We start from the raw sequence: 26,455 nt of genomic DNA, 5'->3' as shown, positions 1-26,455 counted from the left end.
CGTGCCTGTACGCTCATCCAAACTGCGTTTGCTTGCAGTGGGGACCCTACTTGCCATGGCTGGGCTAACTAGTTGTTCGGCAAGCTCATCGCTTCCCGAGGTAGAGGGTAGCGACGCAACCCAGAATGCCGGCAATACCGATGCACCCCAAGGGCTGGAGAACTATTACTCTCAACAAGTTAATTGGGAAAAGTGCGGCGACGTCATTGAATGCGCCACCATCAAGGTGCCGCTGGACTATGCCGATCCGAGTGGTGACAGTATCGATCTGGCGCTGAATCGACGAGTCGCTGAAGGCGCCAGCCGAAACCTCCTCGTGAACCCCGGCGGACCAGGTGGTTCCGGCCTGGATCTGGTGGAGTCATCGGTGCAGAGCATGTTCAGCGCCGACCTCCAAAAGGCGTATAACATCATCGGATTTGATCCTCGTGGCGTCGGTGAAAGCACCCCCGTCACCTGTCAGAGCGATGCCGAAACTGATGCAGGGCGTCAAGAGAACCTGCGGGCTTGGCTGCCTGAAGACCAGGATCAAATCATCGAAGAAACTGAAGATTACGCGGAGGATTGTGCGCGAAATACCGGAGACCTCTTGGGCCACGTTGATACGGTGTCGGCTGCCAAGGACATGGATGTTATCCGCGCGGTACTCGGCGATAAACAGCTGGATTATCTCGGGTTCTCCTACGGGACGTTCCTCGGAGCTACCTATGCTGATTTGTTCCCACAAAAGGTTGGACGTTTTGTCCTCGACGGCGCCATGGATCCAAAGAGCCAGGCCTCGGATCTAACCAAGGCGCAGGCTGTTGGTTTCGAGCAAGAGATTGAAGCTTGGCTTGGCCAATGCCTAGAATCCGACGGTTGCCCGTTCAGTGGCACGGTCGAATCCGCTAAGGTGCAGTTGCAGCAGTTCTTTGCTCAAGTCGAGAACGAACCAATGGTTTCCAGCGACGGTCGTACCGTACCCATCATCGATTTTGTTAACGGCTTCATCTTGCCGTTGTACGACAATTCCAATTGGCCATATCTGACTCAAGCCATGGCTTCTGCTGTGAATGACCGGAACGTCGATACGATCCTCGGATTTGCTGACCTTGCCGCTGATCGACAGAGCGATGGGACCTACGATTCCAACTCCAGCGATGCGTTCACTGCAATCAACTGTTTGGATCGCCCAATGAATGCTGACGCTGAGACGATGAATAAGGAAGCCATCGAATTAATGCGTGTGGCGCCCACTTTGGGCAAGTATCTTGCCTACGGTGAGATTGCCTGCGACGTGTGGGATGAAAAGTCCACGGGTAAGGCCGGTGCGTTAACCGCTAAGGGCTCGAACGAAATCTTGGTGGTTGGTACCACCTCGGATCCTGCGACCCCGTACCAGTGGTCGCAATCGTTGGCCGAACAGTTGGATAACGCCACGCTACTGACCTATCAGGGGCATGGCCACACCGCGTACGGTCGCTCCAATGACTGCATTACCGAGGCAGTAGATGGCTACCTAATTGATGGGAAGGTGCCGGAGTCGAATACTCAGTGCTAACTGGGGCATTCATGTCTTGCTCGTTTTGACGTTCAGACAATTCCTCGGATAAAGTGACGTGGTGCCTGTTTACAGGTACAGGCCTCCTTAGCTCAGGGGTAGAGCAGCTCCCTCGTAAAGAGCAGGTCGCCGGTTCAAATCCGGCAGGGGGCTCATGTGAAGAAAAATCCCGGAATCATGTTTACGCATGATTCCGGGATTTTTGTTGCCTAAATCTAGTTGCGGCACTGTCTGATAGAGCCCAAATAATGGGTCAAAAAAGCGCCAATCTCATTTAACTCGCACTTTTGAAACCGCGACGCCTTTGCACCTAAACAATCAATTACCCTTAGGGTTAAGATGACAGCATGCTAAAAAACCTACGACGCACGGATGTAGTAGCTTTGCCATCGATGCCACTATTTTTGGCTGCTTTCGGAATAGCTGCATCTATGAGCACGACGGCGACTTGGGGCGTGCTAGGACTCGGGCTTCTTGGCATCTGCGTCGCTTGGATGTTTGTCAAGATTTTTTCACTTTCGAAGAACGTTGAAAATAGTGAACCCGCGATATTAACCAAGCAGCACGGGCTTTGGTGCGCACTGGCGGGGCCACTTGCTATCATCGCCGGTTATTACATTTTTAGCGCTTCTATTTCGCTAATTGCCATCGTGCCAATAGCTTCGATGTTTTGGGGTGTTTTCATAAGTCGTCAACGCGATGGTTCATCGGCTCTCAAAGCTAGTTATGCATGCGCATTTATTGCCGTGTTAGTCCTAATTGTCGGATCCGCGGGAGCCTTGGAAAGTTTTAATCTACTTGTGCAAGGATCAGTAGTTTCGCTTGTCGCCATAGCAGTTGTAGTAGTTTTTTTCGTTTTAGTGCGCAAAATTTTTGTCGACCATCGGTAACAAGAAAGACCCTTCGGAGCTTGTCAGCTTGCTTATATAAGCCCTAGTCACATTTGTTATCCTGAGCTTCGTAGCAATTACCTAAAATACGCTTCAATACGCTCCGAGTAAGCCATCGCCAGCTGTTGCACTCCCTGCTTCCAACTGTTCTTCCCGGTCCCCTCGACCATGTGCTAATCCGCACCAGGGCACGGGGTGCGGCCCTTCTTCTGCGTATCTTTGAAGCGCTCGCGGGCCTGTTTGTCCTCAATATTGCATATCGCCAACCAGCGCATCTTCACCACCGCAGCATCAGACGGGGAGCGCTTCAAAGGTTAGAAGAGGATCCTGATCCTCAAATCAATAAACTCGCATGTAGTCACCCGTTGTCACACTACGAAACCACGCGGCAAAAAGAAATTGAACGGTCTGAGGCCCCGCGCAATTCAAGTAAGCCACGGAGTGTTCTTGAGGAAACGGCGGCCGCAACTTTAGTCACGACACGGATCCGGGTTGCCTACGAGAAAGAAGCGCCTGCAGATACTCTCAAATTTCGGGTTAAGTGCCAAAAAAGGGGGTGCGGACTCTTTTTTGGAGTCTTTCTTTGCTCCCTGATTCGAAACTTTCCAACGTGAATCACTGAGAATAAAGCAAGGGCAGGACCACGGGACACAACCTGAGAGAAGTCCCAGAATGCTTCGTTGCTACCAGCGGTCCCGAAGACTTCGAGCACACAGCTATGTGCACCGATTTGTGCATATTCTGCTGGAACTTAAAGCGATCGCGATTCCGGGGGTTTTCGCATCCCCACTGCCTAATTGCCACCGGTAATTTCATAGTCGAGCGTTATCGCTCCCCCGGTCGCGTAGTTAGGAACGTCGACGGCAACGGCTTGACCCTCGGGTGAGGCCATGGCAACACGAAACGCTTCAACATCACTGAACTCGGCCTCAAAAATCGCGAAGTACTTCGCCGGGTTACCTTGCGCGTCCAGGGAAATATCCGTTGAGTAGCGCCACGAACGAAGCCCCGGAAGTTGGGCCGCAAGTGGCAAGTGGGTCTTCTCGTAGTACTCAATGAAAGCGGTACGATCTTCTGGTTCTGGATATAGCACGACGAGCTTATGCATGGCGACTTCTCCTCTGGAATTGTGGGGTACACGGTCCACAACGGCCCCTCAAATTCTCCAAGAATCTGAGGGGCCGTGGGCTAATGCTTTGTCTTACTCGAAGTCGGCGGTGGCTGGGTCAGCCGCGATGCGTCCTTCTGCTCCGCGATCCAAGGTGGCGATCGCTTCGATGTCTTCAGCGTCTAGGCTCACGTTCAGCGATTCGAAGTTCTCAACGATGCGTGCATCGGTCACGGACTTAGGAATCACGACATTGCCCAGAGCCAGATGCCAAGCGATGACAACCTGCGCTACCGAGGCGTCATGCTTCTTGGCGATGCTCTCAAGTACTGGGTCCTTGAGCAGGTCCCCGCCCTGGCCCAGTGGTGACCACGACTCGTGCAGGATGCCATGTTCGGCTTCGTAGGCACGCAGTTCGGCCTGGGGGAAGTATGGGTGGGTTTCCACCTGGTTGATAACCGGGCGCACACCGGTTTCGGTGTAGAGCTCTTCGAGGGCTTCTACGGTGAAGTTGCAGACGCCAATGGACTTGGCCTTGCCGTCCTTCTGGAGCTGGATCAGCGCCTTCCAAGTGTCCACGTAGGTGCCACGCTTCGGCTGCAGCCAGTGGATCAGGTACAGGTCGACATACTCCAGACCCAATCGTTCCAAGGAAGCGTCGGCCGCTGCGAGGGTCTTGTCATAACCCTGGTCTGCATTCCAGACCTTGGTGGTGATGAAAAGGTCTTCGCGAGCAATTCCGCTGGCAGCAACAGCGCGGCCAACGCCAGCCTCATTGCCATAAATCTTTGCGGTGTCGATGTGACGGTAGCCAGCCTTTAATGCCTTGCCAACAGCGACTTCCGCTTCGTCATCTTTAACTTGCCAGACACCGTAGCCCAGCTGATCGATGGTGTTTCCGTCGAGGAACTTACTTTTGGGTATTGTTTGGGTCATGCAACCAATCTAGTGCACAAAATACTCAGATATCTAGGATTGCTACGCAACTGATCGGGAAAGATCAACTATTCATTTTCGGTGAGCAACTGGGCTGCTCGTCCAACATCTTCTTTAACGAGTTGTGCCCGATGACGCACCGATTCAATATCGATGTTCTCCCCCGCCTCAGCCTGCATCCTCATCATCGCAATAACCTGTGCGGTAGTAGCAAGATCATTAGCTGACTTGGTCAGGCTACGGTGTACGCCGGCCGTGGATTGCGGAATATGCTCATCATTACTCGGTGTGAGCTGATGAGCCATGCAGCACAGCTGTCGCACGGTAGGCAGCAGGTCGGCCATCTCATTGGCTTCCTTCACCAGCTGGTTGTACACCTGGACATCGCTAATGCCTTCCACCACTTGAAAAACGCGATCCAAGGATCGCTCGAAGCGATCGTGGGCGCGACGCCACACGCCCTCGCCAAGTTCGCGAGTAGCTGCGCGTTGTGCGCGAAGTCGTGAAAAGAACGCCATGACTCTTCTTTAGTGGTGTTGTACAAAATTGCTTAGTTCTAGCCTACCGGTGGGAAGGCATCACCATTTCCCTGACATCGACATAAAACGAAACCGGCCTTGGAACCTACCGCAGGTGGGCAGGTTCCAAGGCCGGTTCGCAGCGTCTCTAGCAGCAACGCCCCTCAGGGTTCTTCTCTTGCCAGTCGGTATAGTCCTTCCAGAATTCACGTTCATTCATCGGTGCTTGTTCCGGATGATTTCGAGCGTGATGTTCCAGATAGTGCTGGTACTTATCTGCGCCCAGCACCCCGTCTACAAACCGCTTGGCCTGACTAAGGCGTTCCATCAACGAAGCCATGGCTAGTGCCCGCCACGCTGAACTTGAGAAGCAGCAGGAACCTGCTTCCACTGATTCGCCAACTGCTTTTCGGCAGGAGTGGAAATGATCCCTGCCGGTGCGTACATCTTGGAAGGAACTGCAGGGTCTTCAGTATTGTTTCCGCCACCGTTCTTTTTGGCCTTGATCGTCGCTACGATCGCCGAAACAATCACCACTGCGGTCAACAGTAAGAAGAGCACCGAAAGCCAACCCTGGACGCCGGTATTGCGGACCACGGCTTCCATGGCCTCGACCGTCTTGGCTGATCCGAGTGAGGTTTCGCCATTGGCCAGTGCATCTTTGTAGGCATTGTGGTTAGCGAAGTACCCGACCTTGGTATCGGTCGAGAAGATCTTCTGCCAGCTGGCAACGAAGGTCACCACCACGGTGAAGGCCAATGGCAGAGCTACAACCCAGAGGTACTTGAAGTTGTTGCGCTTAGCGATGATACCCATCACCACGGCTAGTGCGATGGCCGCCAAGAGCTGGTTGGCAATACCGAAGAGTGGGAAGAAGGTGTTGATTCCGCCCAGTGGATCGGTGACGCCAAGAATGAGGATGTAGCCCCACCCTGCGACCATAATCAGGGTACAAATCCATACCCCGGGGCGCCATGAGGTGTCTTTGAACTTCGGCAGGAAGTTACCGATGGTGTCCTGCAGCATGAAGCGAGCAACACGGGTACCAGCGTCTACCGCGGTAAGAATGAACAATGCCTCGAACATGATGGCGAAGTGGTACCAGAAGCCCATCATCGCGGTTCCACCGAACCACTGATGCATGATGTGTGCGATGCCCACGGCCAGGGTCGGAGCACCACCTGTACGAGATACCACACTGGTTTCGCCGACGTTCGTGGCCAGTTCCGTGAGTGTGTTTGGTTCCAGGTTCACCCCGGTGAGCCCCAAGGAGTTCACAAAGGCGACCGCAGTTTCCACGGTGCCACCGGTGGCGGCCGCCGAAGAGTTCATCGCGAAGTACACGCCACGGTCAATGGAGATCGCGGCAACCAATGCCATGATGGCCACCATGGATTCCATGAGCATGCCACCGTAACCCAAGAAGCGGGTCTGCTTTTCCTTTTCAACCAGCTTCGGAGTGGTACCCGAGGAGATCAACGCGTGGAAGCCAGAGAGCGCACCACAGGCAATAGTCACGAACAGGAACGGGAAAATATGCCCGGAAACAACCGGACCATCAGAACGACCAGCAAATTCAGAGAACGCCGGAACGGTAATTTCTGGACGCACAACGATGATGGCTACGGCCAGCAGGGCAATGACACCGATCTTCATGAACGTGGACAGATAGTCACGTGGTGCCAGCAGCAACCAGACCGGTAGAACCGCAGCGATAACGCCGTAGATAATGATGGCCCACGCAATGGTGGTGCGATCTAGATGGAAGAATTCAGCGCCCCAAGGTGATTCGGCAATCCAACGGCCTGAGATGATCGCGAACATCAGCAGGACGAAGCCGATGATGGAGATTTCTAGAACCTTGCCCGGACGAATGAAGCGGAGGTAGATACCCATGAACAAGGCGATAGGAATGGTTAGACCCACCGAGTACACGCCCCAGGCAGATTCGCCCAAAGCATTGACCACAACGAGCGCCAGAATGGCGGTAATGATGATCATAATCGTCAGCGTGGCGATCAGGGCAGCGGTGCCACCAATCAATCCGAGTTCTTCGCGAGCCATTTGGCCCAGCGAACGCCCGCCGCGACGCATGGAGAAGAACATCACCAGGTAGTCCTGTACAGCGCCGGCCAAGACCACACCGACGATAATCCAGATCGTTCCTGGCAGGTAGCCCATCTGGGCAGCCAGAATCGGACCAACCAACGGACCTGCACCGGCAATAGCTGCGAAGTGGTGTCCGAAGAGCACACGGCGGTCGGTCGGAACGAAGTCACGGCCATTGTTGACCGATTCGGCCGGAGTTGCACGGAAATCATCAGGCTTGACGATCTTGCGTTCAATGAACTTCGCATAGAAACGGTAGGCGATGAGGTACGTCGCTACCGCTGCGAAGACAAACCAAATCGCGTTGATAGTTTCGCCTCGCGAAAAGGCGAGGAAGGACCAGGCAATACCGCCGACTAACGCGATGGCAATCCAGATAGCAATGCGTAAGGGAGTCCACCGGGATTCTTCGCGCTCAGCGACTTCGGGATCTACGCCTGCCGGGGGCAGCGTATTTTGGGTACTCAAGGTGAGCATCCTCCTCAGGGCGTAACAAGTGATGCACGTGACTAGCCCTTATAAGGTCAATCACGTCTTTATGACTACTTTGTCACTTTACGCGCCTGAAACAATTCTGGCTAAACCTCAATAACAATTTTTCCCGTATGTTCACCCGAATCAAAGTATTCATGAGCACTAGTCAAATGGGAGAAGTCGAAGACCTTCGAGACGTTGATGGACACTTTTCCTGCATCGACCAACGGCATCACCCGTGCGACGGTCTGCTTCACAATTTCAGACTTCTGCGACAAAGGACGGGACCTAAGAGTTGTGGCAATGATTCGAGCCCGCTTGCCCAGCAACACTCCGAGGTTCAGTTCAGCCTTCGTTCCGCCTTGCAGTCCGATGACCACCATTCGCCCCTCCACGGCGAGCGCCCGGATGTTACGTTCTAGGTACTTTGCGCCGATGACATCCAGAATGAGGTCAATGCCCTGCCCGTCAGTGAGCTCTTTGACTCGTGCTTCGAAGTCATCCTCTCGATAGTTGATTCCCTCATCTGCTCCGAGACTCAGACAGTACTCGAGTTTCTCGGGCGAAGACGCGGTGACAAGCACTCGTGCGCCAGCAGCCTTGGCCAGCTGAATAGCCATGGACCCGATGCCGCCGGCTCCCCCATGAATCAGGATTGTCTCTCCGGACTTCAGATCGCCTTCAATGAAGAGATTGGAAACCACCGTCGCACAGACCTCTGGTAGTGCCGCGGCTTCAACGCTCGACAAGCCCTCTGGGATTCGGAAGAGCAACTCGGCCGGCACGTTGACAAACTGTGCGTAGCCACCGCCGGCCAACAGGGCGGCGACCCGGGTTCCGATACTCCAATCAGTCACGTCCTCACCGACCGCGACAATACTTCCGGATACTTCTAATCCTGGAATGTCGCTGGCACCCGGTGGGGGCGGGTACACACCTTTACGTTGTTGCACATCTGCACGGTTCAGTCCGAACGCTTCTACCTTGACCAAAACTTCGCCTGAACCGACGGTTGGGATTGGCCGTTCGATCAGTTCGATAACCTCTGGACCGCCGCCAGCGTTATAGATATAGGCGCTCATTACTTCACTCATGGAGGTCGATTCCTTTCATCCGGGGTTCATGCCGTATACTTTTTCGGGTTGGATGGTTGTCCGAGCGGCCGAAGGAGCTGGTCTTGAAAACCAGTAGGCGGCAACCCCGTCTCAAGGGTTCAAATCCCTTACCATCCGCGTTTTAAGTTTGGCGGGCTGATCATGAGATCAGCCCGCCAAACTGTTTAAAGTCTCTGCGTTGGCAATCCTTCACCAACGAGGAATCCCGCTAAACGCGCCACTTCGTTAGCAACGTGGGTAGCGTCCTTGAGCGTGCGAGCCGCTGGGTTGTTCAGGTCCCCTGCCTGCGCGGCAATGGCCGTGCCCCACTGAGCCGATGAAAGCTGTAGCCCCATCACAAAAATTCCTCGATGCGCCAGTCCTTCACTGTTGACCAGACGATAGGGCTCACCCACAACGTCGAAACCCGACCCTGGAAGAATTTCACCTTCGGAGTTACGCCAGGTGTGTGCACGTCCGACGTGGTCCTTGAGCAGCTGTTGGATGAGTGTTGTGTCATTCTGCAGAACACGATTGCTAGGCATCATGGCTTCACACATGGTTTTGGCGGTGTGCACTTCGGCATCCACCCATGGCGAAGAGGCAGTGAATTGGCCAGTTACTTCGTCGAAGGAGAATTCAGGTTCTGGTCCGATGAAGGTCACTATCCCGACACGAGATAGCGCCAATAGCTGTTCAATGCGCTCCAAGGGCGGTCCGGAGGCAAGCCCTTCCACCAGAGGTTCGAAGTGAGCTTGGATCTCTTCAATTCTTGATTGTTCATCGATAACGCCAGCGACAATCAGCTCTTTGACCAGCATACGACCGGCGTTCATCGTCATAATTGCGCAGGACAGTGGGTCGTTGAGGCCTTCGGAGCTGTGTTGGGCATTGCTGACCAGATACTCCTGCACACCCTGCTGGTAGTCCTCATCAGAAGCGAAGCCGATCTCTTCAAATGGTCTTGCAAGCTTTGGAACATCCAGCCACTGGATCTCTGGGAACTGCGAGATGAATTTGCGCAACTCCCCCAACCACACTTGGCTTCCCTCACGGTGTTCAGCAACAAGGATCGCCTCTAGCTGTTCGACAAAGTCCTCGACAGAGAACCCTTCAGGTGCACCACTGTTTCGTGCACACTGCCGATAGTAGGCAAAGAGCACATCGCGGTGAAGCTTTGGCCAAATATGCCGGGAAAACTCCAACGTAGCGTTCGAATTCGTCGCACGAAGCTCGGCCAGATGACCAATCAAGTCCTGAACGTCTAGAAAACGTAATTGAATTTCGTCCGGTATGAATTGCTCGACGACAGGCTTACCCCAATAAGGAGTTCCTCTACGCGAGGCAACGATCAGCTCTGGTTCCCGAGAAGAAGCTATGTACTCAAATCGCTGGCCAGGTTCGGTACTGACTTCTCGGAAAATACCACCACGACCCATGGTGAGTTCAGCCATGCAGTCAAAGAAATTCAGGCCTAGCCCACGAATGAGCGCTGGTTGACCCTCAGCAAATTTGCTGAAATCTAGGTCTGCTGGAATGTTCGGTGGCAAATAGGTAGCGCCATGGTTAGCGGCAGCTTCTTGCAGTTGTTTTTGCCAGGGATTCAGCTCAGCGCTCTGGTGCCCTAGAGCCAACACCACAGCATCTACAGATAGATGCTGTATCTCTGAACCTTGAGTACTTGCACGATATTCCAAGTCATACCCGTTGCCCTGTGGGCGCAGTGAAAGTACTTCTGCAGGAACATGCTGGATAGTAAATGATTCATGCTGTTCAAGCACCGCACAGCTGCGGTCAAAAACATGTTCTAGGTACTCGCCGTACATGGCCCGTGATGGGTACGTTCCGGCAGTAATCTGTTCAATACTTTTCGCATGTTCGTCGGTGAGCTGTCGCCCGTCCCCACGCAACGCAACGAACTGCCTAAAGCTCAGACCCGGTTCATCGCTGATACGTTCTGGCGCCACAGTGGGAAAGGAAGCTGGAGTGTTCATCCAGAAATTTTCTGACTGGTGAGGATTCCAAACATGTCCTGAGCCCGGACGATAGGGATCAAAAACCACAATATTCAGCTTGCTGCCCTTGGGCGCCAGCTTCAGTGACAGGTCTGCGAATCGTTCCACGACGCTGGTGCCACGCGGCCCCGCCCCGACAATGGCCAGACTGTATTCGTTGATTGGATTATCGTTCACGGTGCTCACCCCTATAGGTTATTACCTTTAACGCAGGCCACACGCCTCAACGCATAGACTATGCCCATGACTGAGCATGTTTCCAAGGCGACGAGCAACGATCCGTATTCATGGCTAGAAGAAACCCGGGACGAGGCAGCCCTTAGATGGGTTCGAGAGCAAACTGCCCGGACCGAAGACGAACTGTACGATGACTCATTCCACGAGCAAGTTCAACACATCAAGACCGTGCTCGATGCCCAAGACCGCATTCCCATGGTCACCAAACGCGGCGAGCACTATTACAACTTCTGGCGGGATTCGGAACACCGGCTCGGGCTGTGGCGACGCACCACCTGGCAGTCCTATCTCACCGACGACCCTACATGGGAGATCTTGCTGGATCTGGACGCCTTAGCCGCATCTGAAGGGCAGGAATGGCATTTCGCAGGCTCCACGCTTCTTCGCCCGAAGGAATCTGAACCGTATGAACGGGCACTGATTCGCCTAAGCCCCGACGGAGGCGACCAGGTGCGCATCCGTGAGTTTGACCTGACGAGTAAGTCCTTTGTTGCCAACGGCTTTGACCTGCCGGTGGCTAAGACTCAGGCTTCCTGGATCGACCGCGATACATTACTCGTTGGTTCAGCCAGCAGCGAGCAGTTCACCACTCGCTCCACGTATGCCAACACCCTGCGACGGGTTGCGCGCAGAATGGAAATTGAAGATGCTCCAAAATTGTTCGAGGTTAACAAGGAGCACGTGGCAGCCTTTGGATACTTCGATTCCACCTCGGGCTTCGAACGCGTGGTCACCACGGATGCCATCGATTTTTATCATTCCATCACCGGAGTCTTGATCGATCAGGAACATCGCGTGATCGACGTTCCTACCGATGTTCAGGTTAGTCTTCATCGTCAGTGGGTGCTCTTTGCTCCGCAAACAGATTGGGAGCATCAAGGCCAGATCATTACAGCAGGCTCCTTGGCCATTGCCGAACTGGAAAAATTCTTTGAGGACGGCACTATCCAGCAGGTGCTGTTCATTCCTGATGACAGCACTGCGTTGGAATCCTTGAGCTTTACCGCAAATTATCTACTGCTCACTGTGTTGCACCATGTGGCAGCGCAAGTTCGCGTGATCAACCTGCGAGAGAACTTCAGCGAATCACAAATGCCGCTCGAAGATCCGATGCTGAGCATTTCGGTGGGTGCCGTAGACGATGAGGACGCAACCGCGGGCGATGACTATTGGATGACCGTCACCGGATTCACGACACCGACTACCCTGCTACGGGGATCCGTCGGCTCCACAGCGAACGCTGTAAAGAGATCACCAGAGCGTTTTTCTGCCGAAGGGTTAAAAGTCACCCAACATTTCGCGACGTCTAAGGACGGGACACAGGTTCCATACTTCCAGGTGGCAGACGAGCACATGTTGCTTGACGGTCAGAATCCGGTGCTCATGGACGGATATGGCGGCTTCCAGCACAGTATGACGCCCGGTTACGCTGCAGCGATGGGTGTTGGATGGTTATCTCGCCGCAACGATAGTGGTCGGCGCGCTGTTTACGTTATGACCAACATTCGCGGTGGTGGCGAATACGGCCCGGCATGGCACCGAGCAGCGCTGCGTGAAAATCGCCACCGCGCCTACGAGGACTTTGCGGCGATCGCCGAAGACTTAGTACGTCGCGGTGTGACTTCACGAGCCCATTTGGCCGCTACCGGCCGTTCCAATGGTGGTCTGCTCATGGGCAATATGATCGCCGGATATCCTCATTTGTTCGGTGTCATTTCCTGCGGCGTTCCGCTGCTTGATATGCAGCGCTACACCCAGTTAGCAGCGGGACATTCGTGGATTGCCGAATACGGGGATCCTGAGAACGCTGAGGACTGGAAATTCTTGCGGACGTTCTCGCCGGTACACCGACTCAGCGATCAGCCGCATCCAGTAGACGACTACCCGGCCTCGTTGATTTGGACCACAACCTCTGATGACCGCGTTGGTCCCTCGCAGGCCCGCATCATGGCAGCCAAGATGATGGATCTGGGTATTGAAAATGTGCGGTATCACGAGCCAGAGGGCGGAGGCCATGCTGGGTCCACAGATAACGAATCGACCGCGAAAATGCTGGCTACCAGCTACGAATTCCTGTGGCGACATGTGCGGTAGCCTACTCGTTTTGGAACACGCGCCTATCTTCAGGTAGGCTAGATTCTGCTGGAAACAGCGGATGGACACGTGCCAGAGCGGCCGAATGGACTTCACTGCTAATGAAGGGTCGGGGTTAAACTCGACCGGGGGTTCAAATCCCCCCGTGTCCGCCATAAAACCCCTACTCAGGTAGGGGTTTTCTTTTTCTCCGGTCAAAGAACATGCCAGATCTGTCATCTTGAGGATCGCTGCTCACCTCAGCCCACCGGTGCACTGCCCGTCCATCAAAAAATCAGTGTCGCGCAGACCTGAGCAGCTCCTCCAGAAACACGTTTTTCTTTGCGCTTTACGGACATTTTCACTACATAACACTGATGGCGTCCACCAAACAAAAGTTTGGTGGACGCCATCAGTGTTAAAAGATTCGGGATCTTAAGGCTTGGGCTAGTCCTTGCGCTTAACGAAGGTCTGCAGCATGTTCTGCACAATATCTTCCGGCAATGACGTGTGGCGCACGATGATCTCTGACATGCGATCGAGATCAGTATCGGCGATGGCTTCAAAAAGCGCCTCACGATCCGCCTCAGGCAAATCTGCTGCGTCAAAATGAACGGGACCGTCTGGACCCTGTCCTTCAAAACGGAAATCCGCGACATTACCGTTGGAGACTCCGCCAGACATTGGCGAGGTGGCGATCATTCGCTCCAAGTCTTCGACCGGCAGGCCCGTGTATCCATGCAAGATTTTTGCTGCTTCTTCAAAGTTGGAATCACGCAACATGGAGAACAGCTGATCATACTCATTCGGTGGCAACTGCTCGCTGGAAAACTCACGGCTCTCACCGTCAAGCTCAAAGGCCATTTTGAAATGAGTGGCGCTCGGTTCGTTTTCTGAACCAAACTGCTCGCTCCATTCCTTAGGCACCACCCAAAGGTCATCAGCCGAACCATCCAGTGGTTCCAGAGCCTTGTCCTTGGCCGATTCACGGTCTTCGCGCTCTACCTGAGCTTCCAACTTGTCGCTCAAAGCCTTGATTTCGGATTCATCAATGGGCAGTTCCTTAGCCGGAGCCACCTGCGGGTATTTGTCGAGGCTACGCACCGCGATGACGCAGTTCTTCACGGTGTCACCGGTTGCAGCGCGATATGCCTGGACGGCACCCATAACATCGCCCTTGGCCAAATTGCGATAGACCGAATTGCGCGAGGAATCATCTAATTTCGCGTTGGCAGCTTCAGCCGCTTCACGGGAGATCGCCTGCGCAACCTGCGCAGTGTTCTTCTTCCGTAATGCCTGCAATCCGAAGTAGCCCAGGGCAATCACGGCGATGACAACGACGAGCCAGATGATAATTTCCATACATCCAGACTACTTCGTTTAACTGTGCAATTACCCTGCTACGCCCAAAGTGAAAGGCAAGACACCCGGCGCCCCAGCGATCCTCAGGGCCCGCCCGGCCATGGCCAAGGACCAACGAGAATCCGCAAGGTCATCAACCAGCAATATTGGACCAGGTGCACTGGCGATCAACGACTCTAGATCGGCGGGAAGTTCAAAGGTGTCCGCCACCGCGGCCACTCGGAAGGCAGAGTTTCCGCCGGGGCCATTTTGCGGACCAGTTCCCCGATACTCCAGTTGTCCCAGATAGCGAAGACGGCCCACCTGTGCCAATTTCTGCGCCAGTGAAGTAATCAGCTGCGGACGCTTATTTGATGGCATGGCCACCACTCCAACAGGCCGCTCTTCCCAATTCCATTCGGCCAATACTTTGACGCAGGCATCAAGCATCGCCTGATCAATTGGATGGTCCGTAGGATCTGCAAAGAGCTGACGCAGTCGATTGCCCCATCCCAGGTCGGTCAATCTAGCCAGGGCCCTCCCCTCAGCGAGCTGCTCGTCGACTGGGATTTTTCCCTTGAGCGAGTACCCTAGTCGGTCCAGCCCTGAAGGGTAGAGCTTGCGGGGTTCGATCGGAATACCAACGCGGCCCAAAGCTGCCTGAGCACTGTCTTTAGAGTCTTCTGGGATGTGGTCATCGAACCACACACCGGCGCAGTTATCGCACCGACCACAAGGTACCGAGCGGGGATCGTCCAAAGCTTCGGTCAAAAATTGCATGCGGCAACCGCGCGTGTTTTCGTAGCTGACCATCAGGGTCTGCTCATGGATCCGGCTTTGTGCCACGCGCTTGTACCGGTCAGCGTCGTAGTTCCACGGCATGTCGGTGCGCATCCATCCGCCAGCAACACGCTCCACCGCGCCGTCGACGGCCAATACCTTCAACAGCAGTTCCAAGGGTGAACGTCGCAAGTTCACTGCGCTTTCTAACGCCGGAACGCTCATCGCCCCATCGGTACTGGCTAAAGCGTCCAGCACCTGAGTTGCGCGGAATTCATCTGGCATAGAGCTGGTTGCAAAGTACTCCCAGATTTCTGAGTCATCCGGGCCGGGAAGCAACAGCACATCCGCGTTGACACTGCCACGGCCAGCACGACCCACCTGCTGGTAGTAGGCCACCGGTGAGCTCGGTGCACCGATGTGCAGGACAAATCCGAGGTCCGGCTTATCGAAGCCCATGCCCAGCGCGCTAGTGGCAATCAACGCTTTAACTTCGTTGTTTTTCAGAGCCAGTTCAAGACGTTCGCGCTCTTGCAGATCGGTGCGCCCGGTATACGAAGCCACTTCATGTCCTGCTTCGCGCAAGAGCCTGGCAATATCCTCGGCCGCCGATACCGTCAGGGTATAGATAATCCCCGAACCGTTGAAGTCGTTGATATGGCTCAGTAGCCAGGCCAACTGCATTCGCGGTGAAGGCAGACGAAGCACCCCAAGCCGTAGGGAATCACGAGCTAATGTTCCACGCAGGGTAAAGACCTGCGCACTTCCACCAGCCAATTGTTCTGCCACGTCCTTAACAACACGGCTATTGGCTGTGGCGGTAGTGGCCAATACCGGCAGACCTTGCGGCAAGCGTGCGATCAAATCGCGGATACGCCGATAGTCCGGACGGAAATCATGGCCCCAGTCCGAGATGCAGTGCGCTTCATCGATCACCAATAGCCCCAAGCGTTCTAAAAGCATCGGTAATTGTTGCTCGCGGAAGGATGGATTGTTCAGTCGCTCAGGCGACACCAGCAACACGTCGAGTTCATTGCGTTGCAGTTTTTCAAGAATCTCGCGCCATTCGAGCACATTGGCAGAATTGATGGCCGCAGCACGCACCCCGGCCCGCTCGGCGGCAGCCACCTGGTCACGCATCAGGGCCAACAGAGGCGAAACGATCAGCGTCGGCCCATAACCTTGCTCACGCAAGAGCAGTGATGCAATGAAGTACACGGCAGATTTTCCCCAGCCGGTGCGTTGCACGACGAGGGCACGACGACGTTGGGCGACCAAAGCCTCGATCGCCTCATATTGTCCGTCGTGAAACTGGGCTTGCGGGTTTTGTACCAGGGCACGCAGTTTCTGCAGGGCGAGTGTTTTCAGATCCACTTGCATTGAGCCATCCATGGCTCAAGTATTTCAGTTTCCTCCCCTGTTTTAGTCCTGGCGTGACCCCATTTGTGCAATAACTGGGTGCCACCGGCCACGCCGCACCACTATTTAGCGGAAGTGTTAGGCATTTCCCATGCACAATCGCGCAGTTCTCAATGATTTGAATCAGTCAAACCGGTAGGCTGAAAGGCGTGAGTGAAGAAATTGATCTTAATCAGAGCTTTAAGGCCTACGACGTTCGTGGCGTCGTCGGCGAAAGCTTGAATGCCGAAGCAATCGAAGCGATCGGCGCAGCTTTTGTTGATGTCTTGTCCCTGGCTGGCAAGGACGTACTGGTCGGTGGGGACATGCGTCCGTCCTCGGAGGAATTTGCCCAGGCTTTCGCCCGAGGTGCGACCTACCGTGGCGCTAATGTCATCATGCTCGGACTGATTTCCACCGACGAGCTGTACTTTGCTTCAGGCAAGCTAGATGCAGCTGGCGTCGTCTTCACCGCTAGCCACAACCCAGCACAGTACAACGGCATTAAGATGTCCAAGGCTGGCGCCCGTCCGATCTCTTCGGCCACCGGTCTGTTCGACATTCGTGATCTCGCACAGCAGTACCTCAACGAGGGCCTGCCGGTCTCTGGTGACGCCCCGCAGGGAAGCACCATCGAACGTGATGTGCTCGCCGACTACGCTGCCTACCTACGCGAATTAGTTGATCTTTCCGCTATCCGCCCGCTGAAGATTGTGGTGGATGCAGGCAACGGTATGGGCGGCCTGACCACCCCAGCGGTACTGGGCGACACCGTGCTCTCGGCCCTGCCATTGGAAATTGTTCCGCTGTACTTCGAACTGGACGGGACCTTCCCTAATCACCCGGCTAACCCGCTGGAACCAGAAAATCTCAAGGATCTGCAGGCCGCCGTGCTAGAGCACTCAGCGGATTTGGGGTTGGCCTTCGACGGGGATGCGGACCGTTGCTTCGTTATCGACGAACGCGGCCTACCGCTCTCGCCTTCGGCCATCACCGCCCTGGTCGCTGTTCGTGAAATCGCTCGCGTTCAGGCCGCCGGCGAACAAAACCCTGTGATCATCCACAACCTGATCACTTCTAAAGCGGTTCCGGAATTTGTCGCCAAGGCCGGCGGGACCCCGGTAATGACTCGTGTGGGTCACTCCTTCATCAAGGCTGAAATGGCAGCCCAGGGTGCGGTCTTTGGTGGCGAACACTCCGCTCACTACTACTTCCGCGACTTCTACAATGCTGACACCGGTATGCTCGCTGCCATGCACGTGCTGGCGGCTTTGGGCGAACAAGAACTTCCGCTTTCCGAGCTGGGCGCAGAATACGAGCCCTATGTCGCTACCGGTGAGATCAATTCCCAGGTTGAAGACAAGGACGCTGCCATCGAGTTGGTGCTGGCGCACTTTGACGGACAGCCGGTGGATGTGATGAAGATGGATGGCACGACCATTTCAGCCACTGATGGAAGCTGGTGGATCAACCTGCGTCCTTCCAATACCGAACCGTACCTCCGCTTTAACGGCGAAGGTCGAACTGCAGAAATCATTGAGCCCCTGCGCGATACCGTATTGGCAATCGTGCGTTCAGAAAACGTCACCAACTAACAAAGGGAAGACATGAATCTCGAATCATTAGATGAGGGCGTCAAGGACGCACTGAACAAGGTTCTGGGCACCGCCTTGGGTGTGGCTCGCGAACAGCTTGAAGAGCAGGGCGTATTCCTCCCCTTCGCCATCGCGCTGGAGCCAAAGGAAGGCGAGGACGAACCTGAGCTCCGTCTCATTGCTGTTCCTCCAACGGACGATCCCGAGGATCCAGATGCCGACATCGACACCGAGGCCATGGCTGCAGAGCTGGTCCAGGTGTTAAACCAGCAGGGAACGCACTTCGAGGCCATCGCCATTGCCTCGGACGTTCTGTTGCAAGAGAACGACCGCGATGCTGTCCACGTAGTGGCTGAACACCGTATTGGCGCGGCCTTGGCCATCGTCCAGCCGTACACCATGCCAGCAGAGCCTGGTGGAGAGTGGATCTTTGACGAGCCAGCTGCCGAGTCCGCCGAAGCTATCTGGGCCAACGCGCTCTAAAACATAGATACACATATTCTGGGGTCAGCATAGTCACTATGCTGACCCCAGAATGCTTTTCCCACGTAAAGTAATAAACATGAAACTCAGTGCCTTCGCCGACGTCTGCTTGCGAACCATCATGGTTCTAGCAACGCCAGGTACCGGGCAACTGACTAGCCGGGAAATCTCCGATTCAGTGGGAGTCCCCTATAACCACGTTGCCAAGGCCGTACTGGAATTACGTACCCTAGGGATCTTGCAGGTTACTCGCGGCCGCAATGGTGGCGCGACGTTGAGCAATGATGCCTTGCAGGCATCCCTCGGCGGACTCTTGCGCAAGTTGGACAAGCGTACGGATATCGTGGACTGTTCCGAGCATGATGCCCAAACCCCCTGCCCACTTTCGGGTAATTGCAGACTACGGGCGGTATTCCGTCAGGCCCGTGAAGCGTTCTATGCTTCATTGGATCCGCTGACCATTGAAGATATCTGCCCGGTCGCACCAGGATCGCCTATTAAGGCACTCCCGTTCCCTACAATTCGCAGCTTTTCCTAGGCGAGCTTTGCCCTTGAAGTGACATCACACACTTTCGGTGTGATGTGAGAACTATTTAACTTGCAATCCTTTTCTACCAGGCGTAGAAATGAATCATAAATCTTGTATCTCAGATACAAGTAATCCCCTATTCCCAAGGAGACCCGATGCTGTCCACCAAATCCTTCCCGGTCATCGAAGCCACATTGCCAATCATCGCTGAGCGCATCTCCAGCATTACCCCGAACTTCTACAACCGCCTGTTCACCGCGCATCCAGAACTACTGGACGGAATTTTCTCCCGCTCGAACCAGAAGAATGGCACCCAGCAGCAAGCTCTGGCAGGATCCATCGCTGTCTTCGCCACCTACCTGGTCAAGTACCCCAACACCACCCCAGAAACCATGCTTGCCCGTGTAGCCCACAAGCACACTTCGCTCGGTGTCGTCGAGGAACAGTACCCGATTGTGTACAAGCACCTCTTTGACGCTATCGCCGAAGACCTGGGTGACGCGCTCACCCCAGAAATCGCCGAGGCCTGGACCGAGGTCTACTGGCTCATGGCTCACGCGCTGATCAAGATCGAGAAGGGCTTGTACGCACAGCAGGCCAACGCAGAAATCTACGCTCCATGGAAGCTGGTTGAGCGCACCGAAACCGGCCTTGATTCAGTCGTCTTTAGCTTTGAGCCAGCTGATGAGACTCCAGTGACCGTGGCGAAGCCGGGCCAGTTTGTTTCGGTTCGTATGCCGATGGCAGATGGTATCCGTCAGGTACGTCAGTACACCCTGAGCAACGACATCGAACATGCCAGCCGCCGTACCATCACCGTGAAGTTGGATGTCAATGGCGAGTTCTCTCCAGTCATCCACAACGACCTGAAAATCGGCGACATCGTTGAGCTCTCGAACCCTTACGGCGACTTGGTCGTAGAAAACGACGGTTCGCCACTGGTTATCGCTACCGCGGGCATTGGTTGCACTCCGAGTGCTGCTGCGCTGCAGACTTTGGCAGCCAATGGCTCGAACCGCAAGGTTACCGTCCTGCACGCTGATCAGGAATTCTCCGCTTGGCCACTGCGCGATCAGATGATTGAGTCCGTTAGCAAACTGCCAGAAGCTACCATCAGCACCTGGTTCGAGCGTGGCGAACTTCCAGAGGGCTTGAACGCCAAGGCCGGTTACATGGATCTCACCGAGGCACTGACCGAGGATGCTCAGGTGTACCTGTGCGGTCCTTTGCCGTTCATGAATGCGGTGCGTAACCAGGCACTCGAAGCCGGCGTTCCAGCCGAGCGTATTCACTATGAAGTCTTCGGCCCAGATGTATGGCTTGCTGCCTAACCAACAGGTCGAATAGCTGTGCTGCAGGTTGAATTTTTGGGGAATTCACCTGCAGCACTTTTTTGTCGTTATTTCTCGGTTTCCTCAGGAGCTTGAGCAGTTTCGCTCTGCTTCGTCGTCTTCCTCTTGAAATCCAACTTCTTAGGATCCAGCCTTCGCGGATCAAGCTTTTTAGGGAATTTACCCGCGCTACCTTGCTCCGTTTCTTCGGCTGCCTTGCTCATACCTGCTGGGACTTCGAGGGTGCGGCTCGGTTTTGCTGCCTCGGGATCGACCAGGATCTGATGTAAACCGCCGTCTGAAATCCACTTGCGTAGTACCGAGTTAAAGAGGATTGGGTTTTCAATATTCCATTGGTGGTGCATGCCCGGTACCACGCGGGTGATTGCTTGCGGAAGTTTCTCGCGCAGAGCCACAAAGGACTTTTGCACAAGTTTAGGTTCTTTGGCTCCCACCAGGGCCAACACTGGCCCTTGGTAGTTCTCCAAGTTCTTAGGCAACGCGCCAGGATCCAGATCATCCATGATGGCCCGCATATTTTCTGGCTTAAGCTTGACCCCGTGCTCGGTGAAAAGCTCACGCTCATCATCGACCATGCCATAGGCGCCAGCTTGGAATCGCCAGTACCACTCACTGCCAATCAGCTTCAGTTGCATTCGGTTTAAGGCTCGCGCCGTCGCGCTGGCCCCGGTCAACGGGGTGCCGGTGACCAATACGGAATCCACCAGTTCTGGATGTCGCGCCGCCACGTGCAAGGCGATGACGCCTCCGAGTGAAATCCCGACCAGATGCACTCCGCCTTCGGAAACTTCATCTGCGATCAAGGCGGCAACATCGTCGGCCGCTGATTCCAGCCCGTCCCAGGTTTCTTCGAAACGCGCGCCAAAGGCAGGCAAATGTAAGGTCAAGATGTTGAAATCACCGAAGGCCAAAACCTGTGGGTCCCAGCTCCAGTTGCCAACATTCCCGCCGTGCAAGAAAACCAGAGTTTGAGCCTGGCGCTGGCCTTCGGGCGCTCGTCCCGGGTGCACTTCGGGGTAGTCGGTGGCCTCACGCACAAAATCCTGCGTTGCCTTGGGTCCTGATTCTTTATCGGAAGTCATGGCAGGTACTCCAATACCGCGTCGAGCCATTCCAGCTCTGCGGCTTGTTGTCGGATGGCATGGTCAAGTGTGGCGGCCATGAGGAAACTTCGGCGGTCAGCTGCGGCTCGCATGTCGATGCCTTCGCGTTGGGAAAGATAGTCGTCGAGAATGAACTGCGTCGCTTCACGGCGCTGGATCAATAGCTGCTCAATGTCTTCGCGTTCCAGCTCGGCTGCGAAGAACACCTGACCCATGAAGGGGTCTCGTTCTGGGGACTGCGCTGCACCAGATGAGAGCCAACCGGTGAGGACTTCGCGCCCCGCTTCGGTGATGTGGTGCTCCTGGCGGTCAGGGTAGTTGCTCTGCGCTACCGTGCGCACGGTGGCATATCCCTTATCAACCAGCTGGGCCAAGGTGCGATATATTTGCGCCTTATCCGCGTTCCAAAAGTGGTTAATAGAGGAGTCAAAGTGCTTTTTGAGTTCATAGCCGGTCATCGGTGACAAACACAGTAGCCCAAGAATCAAACGTGCCAAAACCATAGAATTATCTTTTCACAGTTAGTTGATTTTGCACCCACTTTTACTCGGCGTGGGAAAACTGTGCCCGGATTGTGACTATTCCGCACCGAGCAGCATCCCATGGACACGAAAAAGCTCCTTGACTCTGGGGTTCCAGAATCAAGGAGCCTTAGATCGCGGATTACTCCGGGGTTTAGACTAGGCGCTCAGGCGTGCCTTCAGGCCATCAAGCTCAGCACGCAACGATGCTGGCAATGCGTCGCCGAAGTTTGCGTACCATTCTTCGATACCTTCAACTTCGGTAGCCCATTCGTCCTTGTTGACGGCTACGGCTGCCTCAACATCAGCGGGGGTGAACCCTTCGAGTCCGGTCAAATCGATGGACTCGCCGGTTGGGACGTTACCAATGATGGTTTCCTTGGCATCCGCGGTACCTTCGATGCGATCGATAGCCCACTTCAGTACACGCGAGTTGTCGCCGAAGCCTGGCCATGCGAAGCCACCATCTGCGGTGCGACGGAACCAGTTGACCAGGAAGATCTTCGGCATTTGCTCTTCGTTGAGCTTGGTCGAGATCTGATCCCAGTGGTTCAGGTAGTCACCTGCGTTGTAACCGATGAATGGCAACATGGCCATTGGGTCACGACGGATAACGCCGGTGGCGCCCGCAGCAGCTGCAGTGGTTTCGGAGGACAGGGTGGAGCCCATGAAGATCCCGTTAGTCCAGCTGCGAGCTTCGGTCACCAAAGGAATGGTGGTCTTGCGACGTCCACCGAAGAGAATCGCATCAATCTTCACGCCGTTTGGCGAGTAGTAATCCTCGGAGAGCATGTCGACCTGGGAGATCGGCGTGCAGAAACGCGAGTTAGGGTGAGCCGCTGGGCGACCGGACTCTGGGGTCCAGTCATTGCCCAACCAGTCGATCAGGTGTGCTGGGGCCTCGTCGGTCATGCCTTCCCACCACACGCCACCTTCGTCGGTCAGCGCAACGTTGGTGAAGATGTTGTTGCCCTTGGCAATGGCGCGCATGGCATTCGGGTTGGTGGACCAGCCGGTGCCCGGTGCCACACCGAACAGTCCGTATTCTGGGTTAACGCCGCGCAGTTCGCCCTTGCTGCCGATGCGCATCCAGTTGATGTCATCACCCAGGGTTTCAGCCTTCCAGCCTTCGATGGTTGGATCCAGCAGAGCCAGGTTGGTCTTGCCACAAGCCGATGGGAAAGCAGCAGCAATGTGGTAGGCCTTGTTCTGTGGGCTGGTCAGCTTCAGGATCAGCATGTGCTCTGCAAGCCATCCCTCGTCACGAGCCATGGCCGACGCAATACGTAGCGAGTAGCACTTCTTGCCCAGCAGCGCGTTGCCACCGTAGCCGGAACCGTAAGACATGATGGAGCGTTCTTCTGGGAAGTGCACGATCCACTTGTCGTCGTTGCATGGCCATGCAACGTCCTTCTGTCCTGGCTTCAGTGGTGCGCCTACCGAGTGCAGTGCGGGAACGAAGAAAGCGTTCTCGGCTTCCATCTTGCGCAGTACTTCCGTACCGATCTTGGCCATGATGCGCATCGAGGCGACAACGTAGGCCGAGTCGGTGATTTCGACGCCGTAAGCAGGAGTTTCTGCATCCAGCGGACCCATGACGAACGGAATGACGTACATGGTGCGTCCGCGCATCGAGCCGTCAAACAATCCATTAAGCATGGATTTCATCTTTTCTGGGTCTTCCCAGTTGTTGGTGAAGCCGGCGTCTTCCTTCTTCTTGGAGCAGATGAAGGTGCGCTCTTCTACGCGTGCAACGTCCTTAGGATCGGAAAAACCTGCGTAGGAGTTAGGGAAGTTTGGATCGGTCAGCTTGACCAAGGTTCCGGACTCAACCAATTCGGCATTCAGTCGCTCTGATTCTTCAGCTGATCCGTCAACCCAATAAACACGATCCGGCTTCGTCAGTGCGGCCACATCTTCAACCCAGCTTGCCAACTCCTTGTGCGAAGTTGCTACTGCGTCGATTACGGTCTGATCCGAGCTCGTGCTCATTATGTGTTCCCTCCATTGGGCTCAACTAGCAATGAATCAAGGCTATGGGGAACGACTGGCGGGCGACGTGTGACTGAGACCTCAGAAATCTTCAGCAAGCAAAGCGCAAAGAAGAAAATTCCCGAAATTCCGGGAAAAACAAAAGTGTCAAGGGTAAAAATATGTGACTAAGGTCACGTAGACCGGTACCCTTTCACCCGCTTCATATAACCTTTTGTTCATCTGGGCGCGGTAGCTTTGCCTGCCGATTTGTACATGCACAAAACGACCTGTATAGTAATTCGAGGTTCGTGAGAACGAATCAACAATAGAATATGCGCCCATAGCTCAGCTGGATAGAGCGTCTGTCTACGGAACAGAAGGCCAGGGGTTCGAATCCCTTTGGGCGCACAAATTGAAAATTCCCACTCTTACGAGTGGGAATTTTTTGCTTCTCTAGGAGAATTTAGTGCGACGCATACCCGTCGATTCTCAAACCGCCCTGCGCATACTCAAGGTTAACGACGCCGCTCAAATTGCCCAGGCCTACCAACGAAACCAGGAGCACCTACTCCAGTGGGAGCCAGAACGCGATCGCGAGTTTTATACCGAAGCTTGGCAAGCGGAGAACATTTCTCAGACCCTCGCAGCGAATCACAAGGGTCTAGCCTTTCCCTATGGTCTATTCCGCGGCGAAATCCTGATAGGTCGCTTCAACATCTCGTCCGTCGTCCGCGGCGCTTTCCAAAGTGCAAGCCTCGGCTATTGGGTGGACCACCAATACACTGGCCAGGGTTTAGCTTCGCGCGCAGTGGCTGAACTCCTCAAAGAAGCAACTAGCGCCCTCAAGTTACACCGGATTGAAGCGAGCACTCTTCTACATAATCAAGCGTCTGCGCGAGTACTCTTGAACAACGGATTCACCCACATCGGCATGGCACCGAATTACCTCAAAATCAACGGACGTTGGCAGGACCATAATCTGTATCAAGCCATCTTGCATGAGTGACCCTTCCCCGCGCAGTGCGCCAAATTGTCACGCTCATGCTTCACCCAAAACGACTTTCATTAGATATTTTGTGAATCACCGCACTTTTGGCAGTTTTGGTTTTTCCTCCGGCTCAATCTCGTGTAGAGTTATTCAAGTCGTCAAGGCGACAACAAATAAATATGCGCCCATAGCTCAGCTGGATAGAGCGTCTGTCTACGGAACAGAAGGTCAGGGGTTCGAATCCCTTTGGGCGCACAAATTGAAAATTCCCACTCAAATGAGTGGGAATTTTTTTGCGTTTACACGGTATTTGACGAGCTCCTAGTGAGAATCGCGCAAGACAAGTTTGGTGTCCATGATGCTCCATTCAGGCACTTGCTCTCCATGGATCCGCTTGATCAACAATTCGGCCATGATCTCCCCCTGACGTTCAGGGAATTGTGCAATCGTCGTCAAAGGCGGAGTTGAGCTGCGCGCAAAAGAGTCATCGTCCACCGCTGTTACCGAAACCTGCTCCGGAACACTAATTCCTGCCTCTGCGAGAGCCTGTAACGCTCCGAAGCCCATCTGGGCGCTGGCAGCAAACAAGCCATCAAACTCTATGTTGTTCTTAATCATCTGCTGCATGATCTGATGGCCGCTAGCTGGGGTGAAATCTCCAGCTTCAATGGCTACCGGTTCCAATCCAGCGTCTTGGACGGCGCGCTGGAATCCGATCAAACGGTCCAGCCCAGCGCCCATATCCTGTGGCCCGGCAATCATTGCTAATTTACTCCGGCCTCGGTCGATGATCAGTTCAGTTGCCTGACGCGCCGCTGCAATATTGTCAATGTCCACGACGTAAATTTCATTCTGATCGGTGCTCATGGTTCGTCCGCCGTAAACCATCGGCAGCAACGCTCCTAAATCCGCATACGATTGATCATCCGCATGGTGCGACAGGACCAGGGCACCGTCAACGTTTCCGCCTTGAAGATAGCGGGTAGTTTTTGCCGGATCAGATTCTGTAGAGAGCAACAAAGTCAGCATAAATTCGGTCCCGGCCAAATACTGTGCGGCGCCCTGAACAACCTTGGCAAAGTAGGGATCTGCGAAAAACTTTGCAGTATTCTCTGGAACGACAAGCGCGATGGAGTTGCTTCTGCCCTGTGCCAGCGAGCGTGCTGCACGGTTAGGCACGTAGTTCAGTTCTCTAATGGCCTGCTCGACTGCTTTTTTGGCGCCCGCCTTAACACGATCTGAACCGTTAACAACCCGCGAGACAGTGGCACGCGATACCCCTGCCCGTTCTGCCACCAATTCGAGCGTTGCCTGTGGCTTGCGCGGTTCTTCCATGCTCATTCTTTTACGCCTAGGTCCGAGGAGTTTATTGATCAGCCACGTAAGCAAGATGGTTC

At 54.7% G+C, this 26,455-nt stretch carries 21 protein-coding genes, 5 tRNA genes and 1 pseudogene; 13 read left to right on the top strand and 14 right to left on the bottom strand.

The features are described 5' to 3' along the window. The first annotated feature begins 1 nt into the window (after nucleotide 1). The 3 genes from QMQ05_RS02590 (at nucleotide 2) to QMQ05_RS02580 (ending at nucleotide 2,430) form a co-directional block, all read left to right on the top strand. Nucleotides 2-1,540: an alpha/beta hydrolase gene (locus QMQ05_RS02590; RefSeq protein ID WP_345472770.1), complete on the top strand. Its 1,539-nt coding sequence runs from the start codon at nucleotides 2-4 to the stop codon at nucleotides 1,538-1,540. A gap of 81 nt (nucleotides 1,541-1,621) precedes the next feature. Beyond that, nucleotides 1,622-1,693, top strand: a tRNA-Thr gene (locus tag QMQ05_RS02585). Between the two features lie 194 nt (nucleotides 1,694-1,887). Next, the gene (locus QMQ05_RS02580) at nucleotides 1,888-2,430 is read left to right on the top strand and encodes a hypothetical protein (protein WP_345472768.1); all 543 of its coding nucleotides are present in this window, start codon (nucleotides 1,888-1,890) and stop codon (nucleotides 2,428-2,430) included. A gap of 77 nt (nucleotides 2,431-2,507) precedes the next feature. Here the strand turns inward: QMQ05_RS02580 and QMQ05_RS02575 are convergent. From QMQ05_RS02575 to QMQ05_RS02545, 7 genes and pseudogenes are all read right to left on the bottom strand, one after another. Further along, a pseudogene (locus QMQ05_RS02575) lies at nucleotides 2,508-2,729 on the bottom strand (IS256 family transposase); the annotation flags it as partial. A 494-nt stretch (nucleotides 2,730-3,223) separates the two neighbouring features. Then, on the bottom strand, nucleotides 3,224-3,538 hold the full coding sequence (locus tag QMQ05_RS02570; protein ID WP_345472766.1) for an EthD family reductase: 315 nt from the start codon (nucleotides 3,536-3,538) through the stop codon (nucleotides 3,224-3,226). Between the two features lie 93 nt (nucleotides 3,539-3,631). Continuing rightward, nucleotides 3,632-4,474 carry an aldo/keto reductase gene (locus QMQ05_RS02565; protein WP_345472764.1) on the bottom strand — a complete coding sequence of 281 codons (843 nt, stop codon included), beginning with the start codon at nucleotides 4,472-4,474 and terminating at the stop codon, nucleotides 3,632-3,634. A gap of 68 nt (nucleotides 4,475-4,542) precedes the next feature. After that, entirely contained in the window at nucleotides 4,543-4,992 is a 450-nt protein-coding gene (locus QMQ05_RS02560; RefSeq protein ID WP_345472762.1) for a hypothetical protein, read from the bottom strand. 148 nt (nucleotides 4,993-5,140) lie between these two features. After that, nucleotides 5,141-5,320, bottom strand: coding sequence for a YbdD/YjiX family protein (locus tag QMQ05_RS02555; protein WP_334123784.1), 180 nt, complete (start codon nucleotides 5,318-5,320; stop codon nucleotides 5,141-5,143). Between the two features lie 14 nt (nucleotides 5,321-5,334). After that, nucleotides 5,335-7,578 (bottom strand): carbon starvation CstA family protein, encoded by a 2,244-nt coding sequence (locus QMQ05_RS02550; protein ID WP_345472759.1) that lies wholly within the window; start codon nucleotides 7,576-7,578, stop codon nucleotides 5,335-5,337. Nucleotides 7,579-7,679: 101 nt separating this feature from the next. Beyond that, nucleotides 7,680-8,657 carry an NAD(P)H-quinone oxidoreductase gene (locus tag QMQ05_RS02545; protein WP_434063189.1) on the bottom strand — a complete coding sequence of 326 codons (978 nt, stop codon included), beginning with the start codon at nucleotides 8,655-8,657 and terminating at the stop codon, nucleotides 7,680-7,682. Nucleotides 8,658-8,719: 62 nt separating this feature from the next. Here QMQ05_RS02545 and QMQ05_RS02540 point away from each other — a divergent pair. After that, nucleotides 8,720-8,807 (top strand) — tRNA-Ser (locus tag QMQ05_RS02540). A gap of 47 nt (nucleotides 8,808-8,854) precedes the next feature. Here the strand turns inward: QMQ05_RS02540 and QMQ05_RS02535 are convergent. Beyond that, nucleotides 8,855-10,861: an FAD/NAD(P)-binding protein gene (locus QMQ05_RS02535; protein WP_345472755.1), complete on the bottom strand. Its 2,007-nt coding sequence runs from the start codon at nucleotides 10,859-10,861 to the stop codon at nucleotides 8,855-8,857. Between the two features lie 66 nt (nucleotides 10,862-10,927). Here QMQ05_RS02535 and QMQ05_RS02530 point away from each other — a divergent pair, with 66 nt between their 5' ends. Together QMQ05_RS02530 and QMQ05_RS02525 are read left to right on the top strand one after the other, a co-directional pair. Further along, nucleotides 10,928-13,015 carry a prolyl oligopeptidase family serine peptidase gene (locus QMQ05_RS02530; RefSeq protein ID WP_345472753.1) on the top strand — a complete coding sequence of 696 codons (2,088 nt, stop codon included), beginning with the start codon at nucleotides 10,928-10,930 and terminating at the stop codon, nucleotides 13,013-13,015. A 63-nt stretch (nucleotides 13,016-13,078) separates the two neighbouring features. Then, a tRNA-Ser gene (locus QMQ05_RS02525) sits at nucleotides 13,079-13,170 on the top strand. 271 nt (nucleotides 13,171-13,441) lie between these two features. On the opposite strand, the gene QMQ05_RS02520 is transcribed toward QMQ05_RS02525, so the two are convergent. Together QMQ05_RS02520 and QMQ05_RS02515 are read right to left on the bottom strand one after the other, a co-directional pair. Beyond that, entirely contained in the window at nucleotides 13,442-14,356 is a 915-nt protein-coding gene (locus tag QMQ05_RS02520; RefSeq protein WP_345472751.1) for a hypothetical protein, read from the bottom strand. A 30-nt stretch (nucleotides 14,357-14,386) separates the two neighbouring features. Further along, on the bottom strand, nucleotides 14,387-16,507 hold the full coding sequence (locus tag QMQ05_RS02515) for a RecQ family ATP-dependent DNA helicase (protein ID WP_345472749.1): 2,121 nt from the start codon (nucleotides 16,505-16,507) through the stop codon (nucleotides 14,387-14,389). Nucleotides 16,508-16,683: 176 nt separating this feature from the next. Here QMQ05_RS02515 and QMQ05_RS02510 point away from each other — a divergent pair, with 176 nt between their 5' ends. The 4 genes from QMQ05_RS02510 (at nucleotide 16,684) to QMQ05_RS02495 (ending at nucleotide 20,451) form a co-directional block, all read left to right on the top strand. After that, nucleotides 16,684-18,108 carry a phosphomannomutase/phosphoglucomutase gene (locus QMQ05_RS02510; protein ID WP_345472747.1) on the top strand — a complete coding sequence of 475 codons (1,425 nt, stop codon included), beginning with the start codon at nucleotides 16,684-16,686 and terminating at the stop codon, nucleotides 18,106-18,108. A 12-nt stretch (nucleotides 18,109-18,120) separates the two neighbouring features. Further along, a complete protein-coding gene (locus tag QMQ05_RS02505; protein WP_058256302.1) occupies nucleotides 18,121-18,591 on the top strand; it encodes a hypothetical protein in 471 nt (156 codons plus the stop codon). Nucleotides 18,592-18,670: 79 nt separating this feature from the next. After that, on the top strand, nucleotides 18,671-19,129 hold the full coding sequence (locus QMQ05_RS02500; RefSeq protein WP_345472744.1) for an RrF2 family transcriptional regulator: 459 nt from the start codon (nucleotides 18,671-18,673) through the stop codon (nucleotides 19,127-19,129). A gap of 146 nt (nucleotides 19,130-19,275) precedes the next feature. After that, a complete protein-coding gene (locus QMQ05_RS02495; protein ID WP_345472742.1) occupies nucleotides 19,276-20,451 on the top strand; it encodes a globin domain-containing protein in 1,176 nt (391 codons plus the stop codon). A 68-nt stretch (nucleotides 20,452-20,519) separates the two neighbouring features. Here QMQ05_RS02495 and QMQ05_RS02490 read toward each other — a convergent pair whose 3' ends face one another. The 3 genes from QMQ05_RS02490 to QMQ05_RS02480 form a co-directional block, all read right to left on the bottom strand. Continuing rightward, nucleotides 20,520-21,554, bottom strand: a complete 1,035-nt coding sequence (locus QMQ05_RS02490) for an alpha/beta fold hydrolase (protein WP_345472740.1) — start codon at nucleotides 21,552-21,554, stop codon at nucleotides 20,520-20,522. Further along, nucleotides 21,551-22,078, bottom strand: a complete 528-nt coding sequence (locus QMQ05_RS02485; protein WP_058256298.1) for a PadR family transcriptional regulator — start codon at nucleotides 22,076-22,078, stop codon at nucleotides 21,551-21,553. Before QMQ05_RS02485 ends, QMQ05_RS02490 begins: the two co-directional genes overlap by 4 nt. 177 nt (nucleotides 22,079-22,255) lie before the next feature. Beyond that, entirely contained in the window at nucleotides 22,256-24,088 is a 1,833-nt protein-coding gene (locus QMQ05_RS02480) for a phosphoenolpyruvate carboxykinase (GTP) (protein WP_345472739.1), read from the bottom strand. 316 nt (nucleotides 24,089-24,404) lie between these two features. On the opposite strand from QMQ05_RS02480, the gene QMQ05_RS02475 reads away from it, so the two are divergent. From QMQ05_RS02475 to QMQ05_RS02465, 3 genes are all read left to right on the top strand, one after another. Next, nucleotides 24,405-24,478: transfer RNA gene (locus QMQ05_RS02475), tRNA-Arg, on the top strand. Between the two features lie 58 nt (nucleotides 24,479-24,536). Next, the gene (locus QMQ05_RS02470) at nucleotides 24,537-25,076 is read left to right on the top strand and encodes a GNAT family N-acetyltransferase (RefSeq protein WP_345472737.1); all 540 of its coding nucleotides are present in this window, start codon (nucleotides 24,537-24,539) and stop codon (nucleotides 25,074-25,076) included. A 163-nt stretch (nucleotides 25,077-25,239) separates the two neighbouring features. Next, nucleotides 25,240-25,313: transfer RNA gene (locus tag QMQ05_RS02465), tRNA-Arg, on the top strand. Between the two features lie 66 nt (nucleotides 25,314-25,379). Here QMQ05_RS02465 and QMQ05_RS02460 read toward each other — a convergent pair. Then, a complete protein-coding gene (locus tag QMQ05_RS02460; RefSeq protein ID WP_345472735.1) occupies nucleotides 25,380-26,399 on the bottom strand; it encodes a LacI family DNA-binding transcriptional regulator in 1,020 nt (339 codons plus the stop codon). Between the last annotated feature and the right edge of the window lie 56 nt (nucleotides 26,400-26,455).

The organism is Glutamicibacter sp. B1 (assembly GCF_039602135.1).
In the GTDB taxonomy this organism is placed as follows: Bacteria; Actinomycetota; Actinomycetes; order Actinomycetales; family Micrococcaceae; genus Glutamicibacter; species Glutamicibacter ectropisis.
The sequence above is the reverse complement of the archived record's forward strand: the minus strand, read 5'-3'. Positions and strand labels throughout refer to the sequence as shown.

Excerpts from the sequence above, each read along its gene's own strand:
- QMQ05_RS02580 (WP_345472768.1), top strand. The coding sequence starts at position 1,888 with ATGCTAAAAAACCTACGACGCACGGATGTAGTAGCTTTGCCATCGATG.
- QMQ05_RS02570 (WP_345472766.1), bottom strand. The coding sequence starts at position 3,538 with ATGCATAAGCTCGTCGTGCTATATCCAGAACCAGAAGATCGTACCGCT.
- QMQ05_RS02565 (WP_345472764.1), bottom strand. The coding sequence starts at position 4,474 with ATGACCCAAACAATACCCAAAAGTAAGTTCCTCGACGGAAACACCATC.
- QMQ05_RS02560 (WP_345472762.1), bottom strand. The coding sequence starts at position 4,992 with ATGGCGTTCTTTTCACGACTTCGCGCACAACGCGCAGCTACTCGCGAA.
- QMQ05_RS02555 (WP_334123784.1), bottom strand. The coding sequence starts at position 5,320 with ATGGAACGCCTTAGTCAGGCCAAGCGGTTTGTAGACGGGGTGCTGGGC.
- QMQ05_RS02550 (WP_345472759.1), bottom strand. The coding sequence starts at position 7,578 with ATGCTCACCTTGAGTACCCAAAATACGCTGCCCCCGGCAGGCGTAGAT.
- QMQ05_RS02545 (WP_434063189.1), bottom strand. The coding sequence starts at position 8,657 with ATGAGCGCCTATATCTATAACGCTGGCGGCGGTCCAGAGGTTATCGAA.
- QMQ05_RS02530 (WP_345472753.1), top strand. The coding sequence starts at position 10,928 with ATGACTGAGCATGTTTCCAAGGCGACGAGCAACGATCCGTATTCATGG.
- QMQ05_RS02520 (WP_345472751.1), bottom strand. The coding sequence starts at position 14,356 with ATGGAAATTATCATCTGGCTCGTCGTTGTCATCGCCGTGATTGCCCTG.
- QMQ05_RS02515 (WP_345472749.1), bottom strand. The coding sequence starts at position 16,507 with ATGGATGGCTCAATGCAAGTGGATCTGAAAACACTCGCCCTGCAGAAA.
- QMQ05_RS02505 (WP_058256302.1), top strand. The coding sequence starts at position 18,121 with ATGAATCTCGAATCATTAGATGAGGGCGTCAAGGACGCACTGAACAAG.
- QMQ05_RS02500 (WP_345472744.1), top strand. The coding sequence starts at position 18,671 with ATGAAACTCAGTGCCTTCGCCGACGTCTGCTTGCGAACCATCATGGTT.
- QMQ05_RS02495 (WP_345472742.1), top strand. The coding sequence starts at position 19,276 with ATGCTGTCCACCAAATCCTTCCCGGTCATCGAAGCCACATTGCCAATC.
- QMQ05_RS02490 (WP_345472740.1), bottom strand. The coding sequence starts at position 21,554 with ATGACTTCCGATAAAGAATCAGGACCCAAGGCAACGCAGGATTTTGTG.
- QMQ05_RS02485 (WP_058256298.1), bottom strand. The coding sequence starts at position 22,078 with ATGGTTTTGGCACGTTTGATTCTTGGGCTACTGTGTTTGTCACCGATG.
- QMQ05_RS02480 (WP_345472739.1), bottom strand. The coding sequence starts at position 24,088 with ATGAGCACGAGCTCGGATCAGACCGTAATCGACGCAGTAGCAACTTCG.
- QMQ05_RS02460 (WP_345472735.1), bottom strand. The coding sequence starts at position 26,399 with ATGAGCATGGAAGAACCGCGCAAGCCACAGGCAACGCTCGAATTGGTG.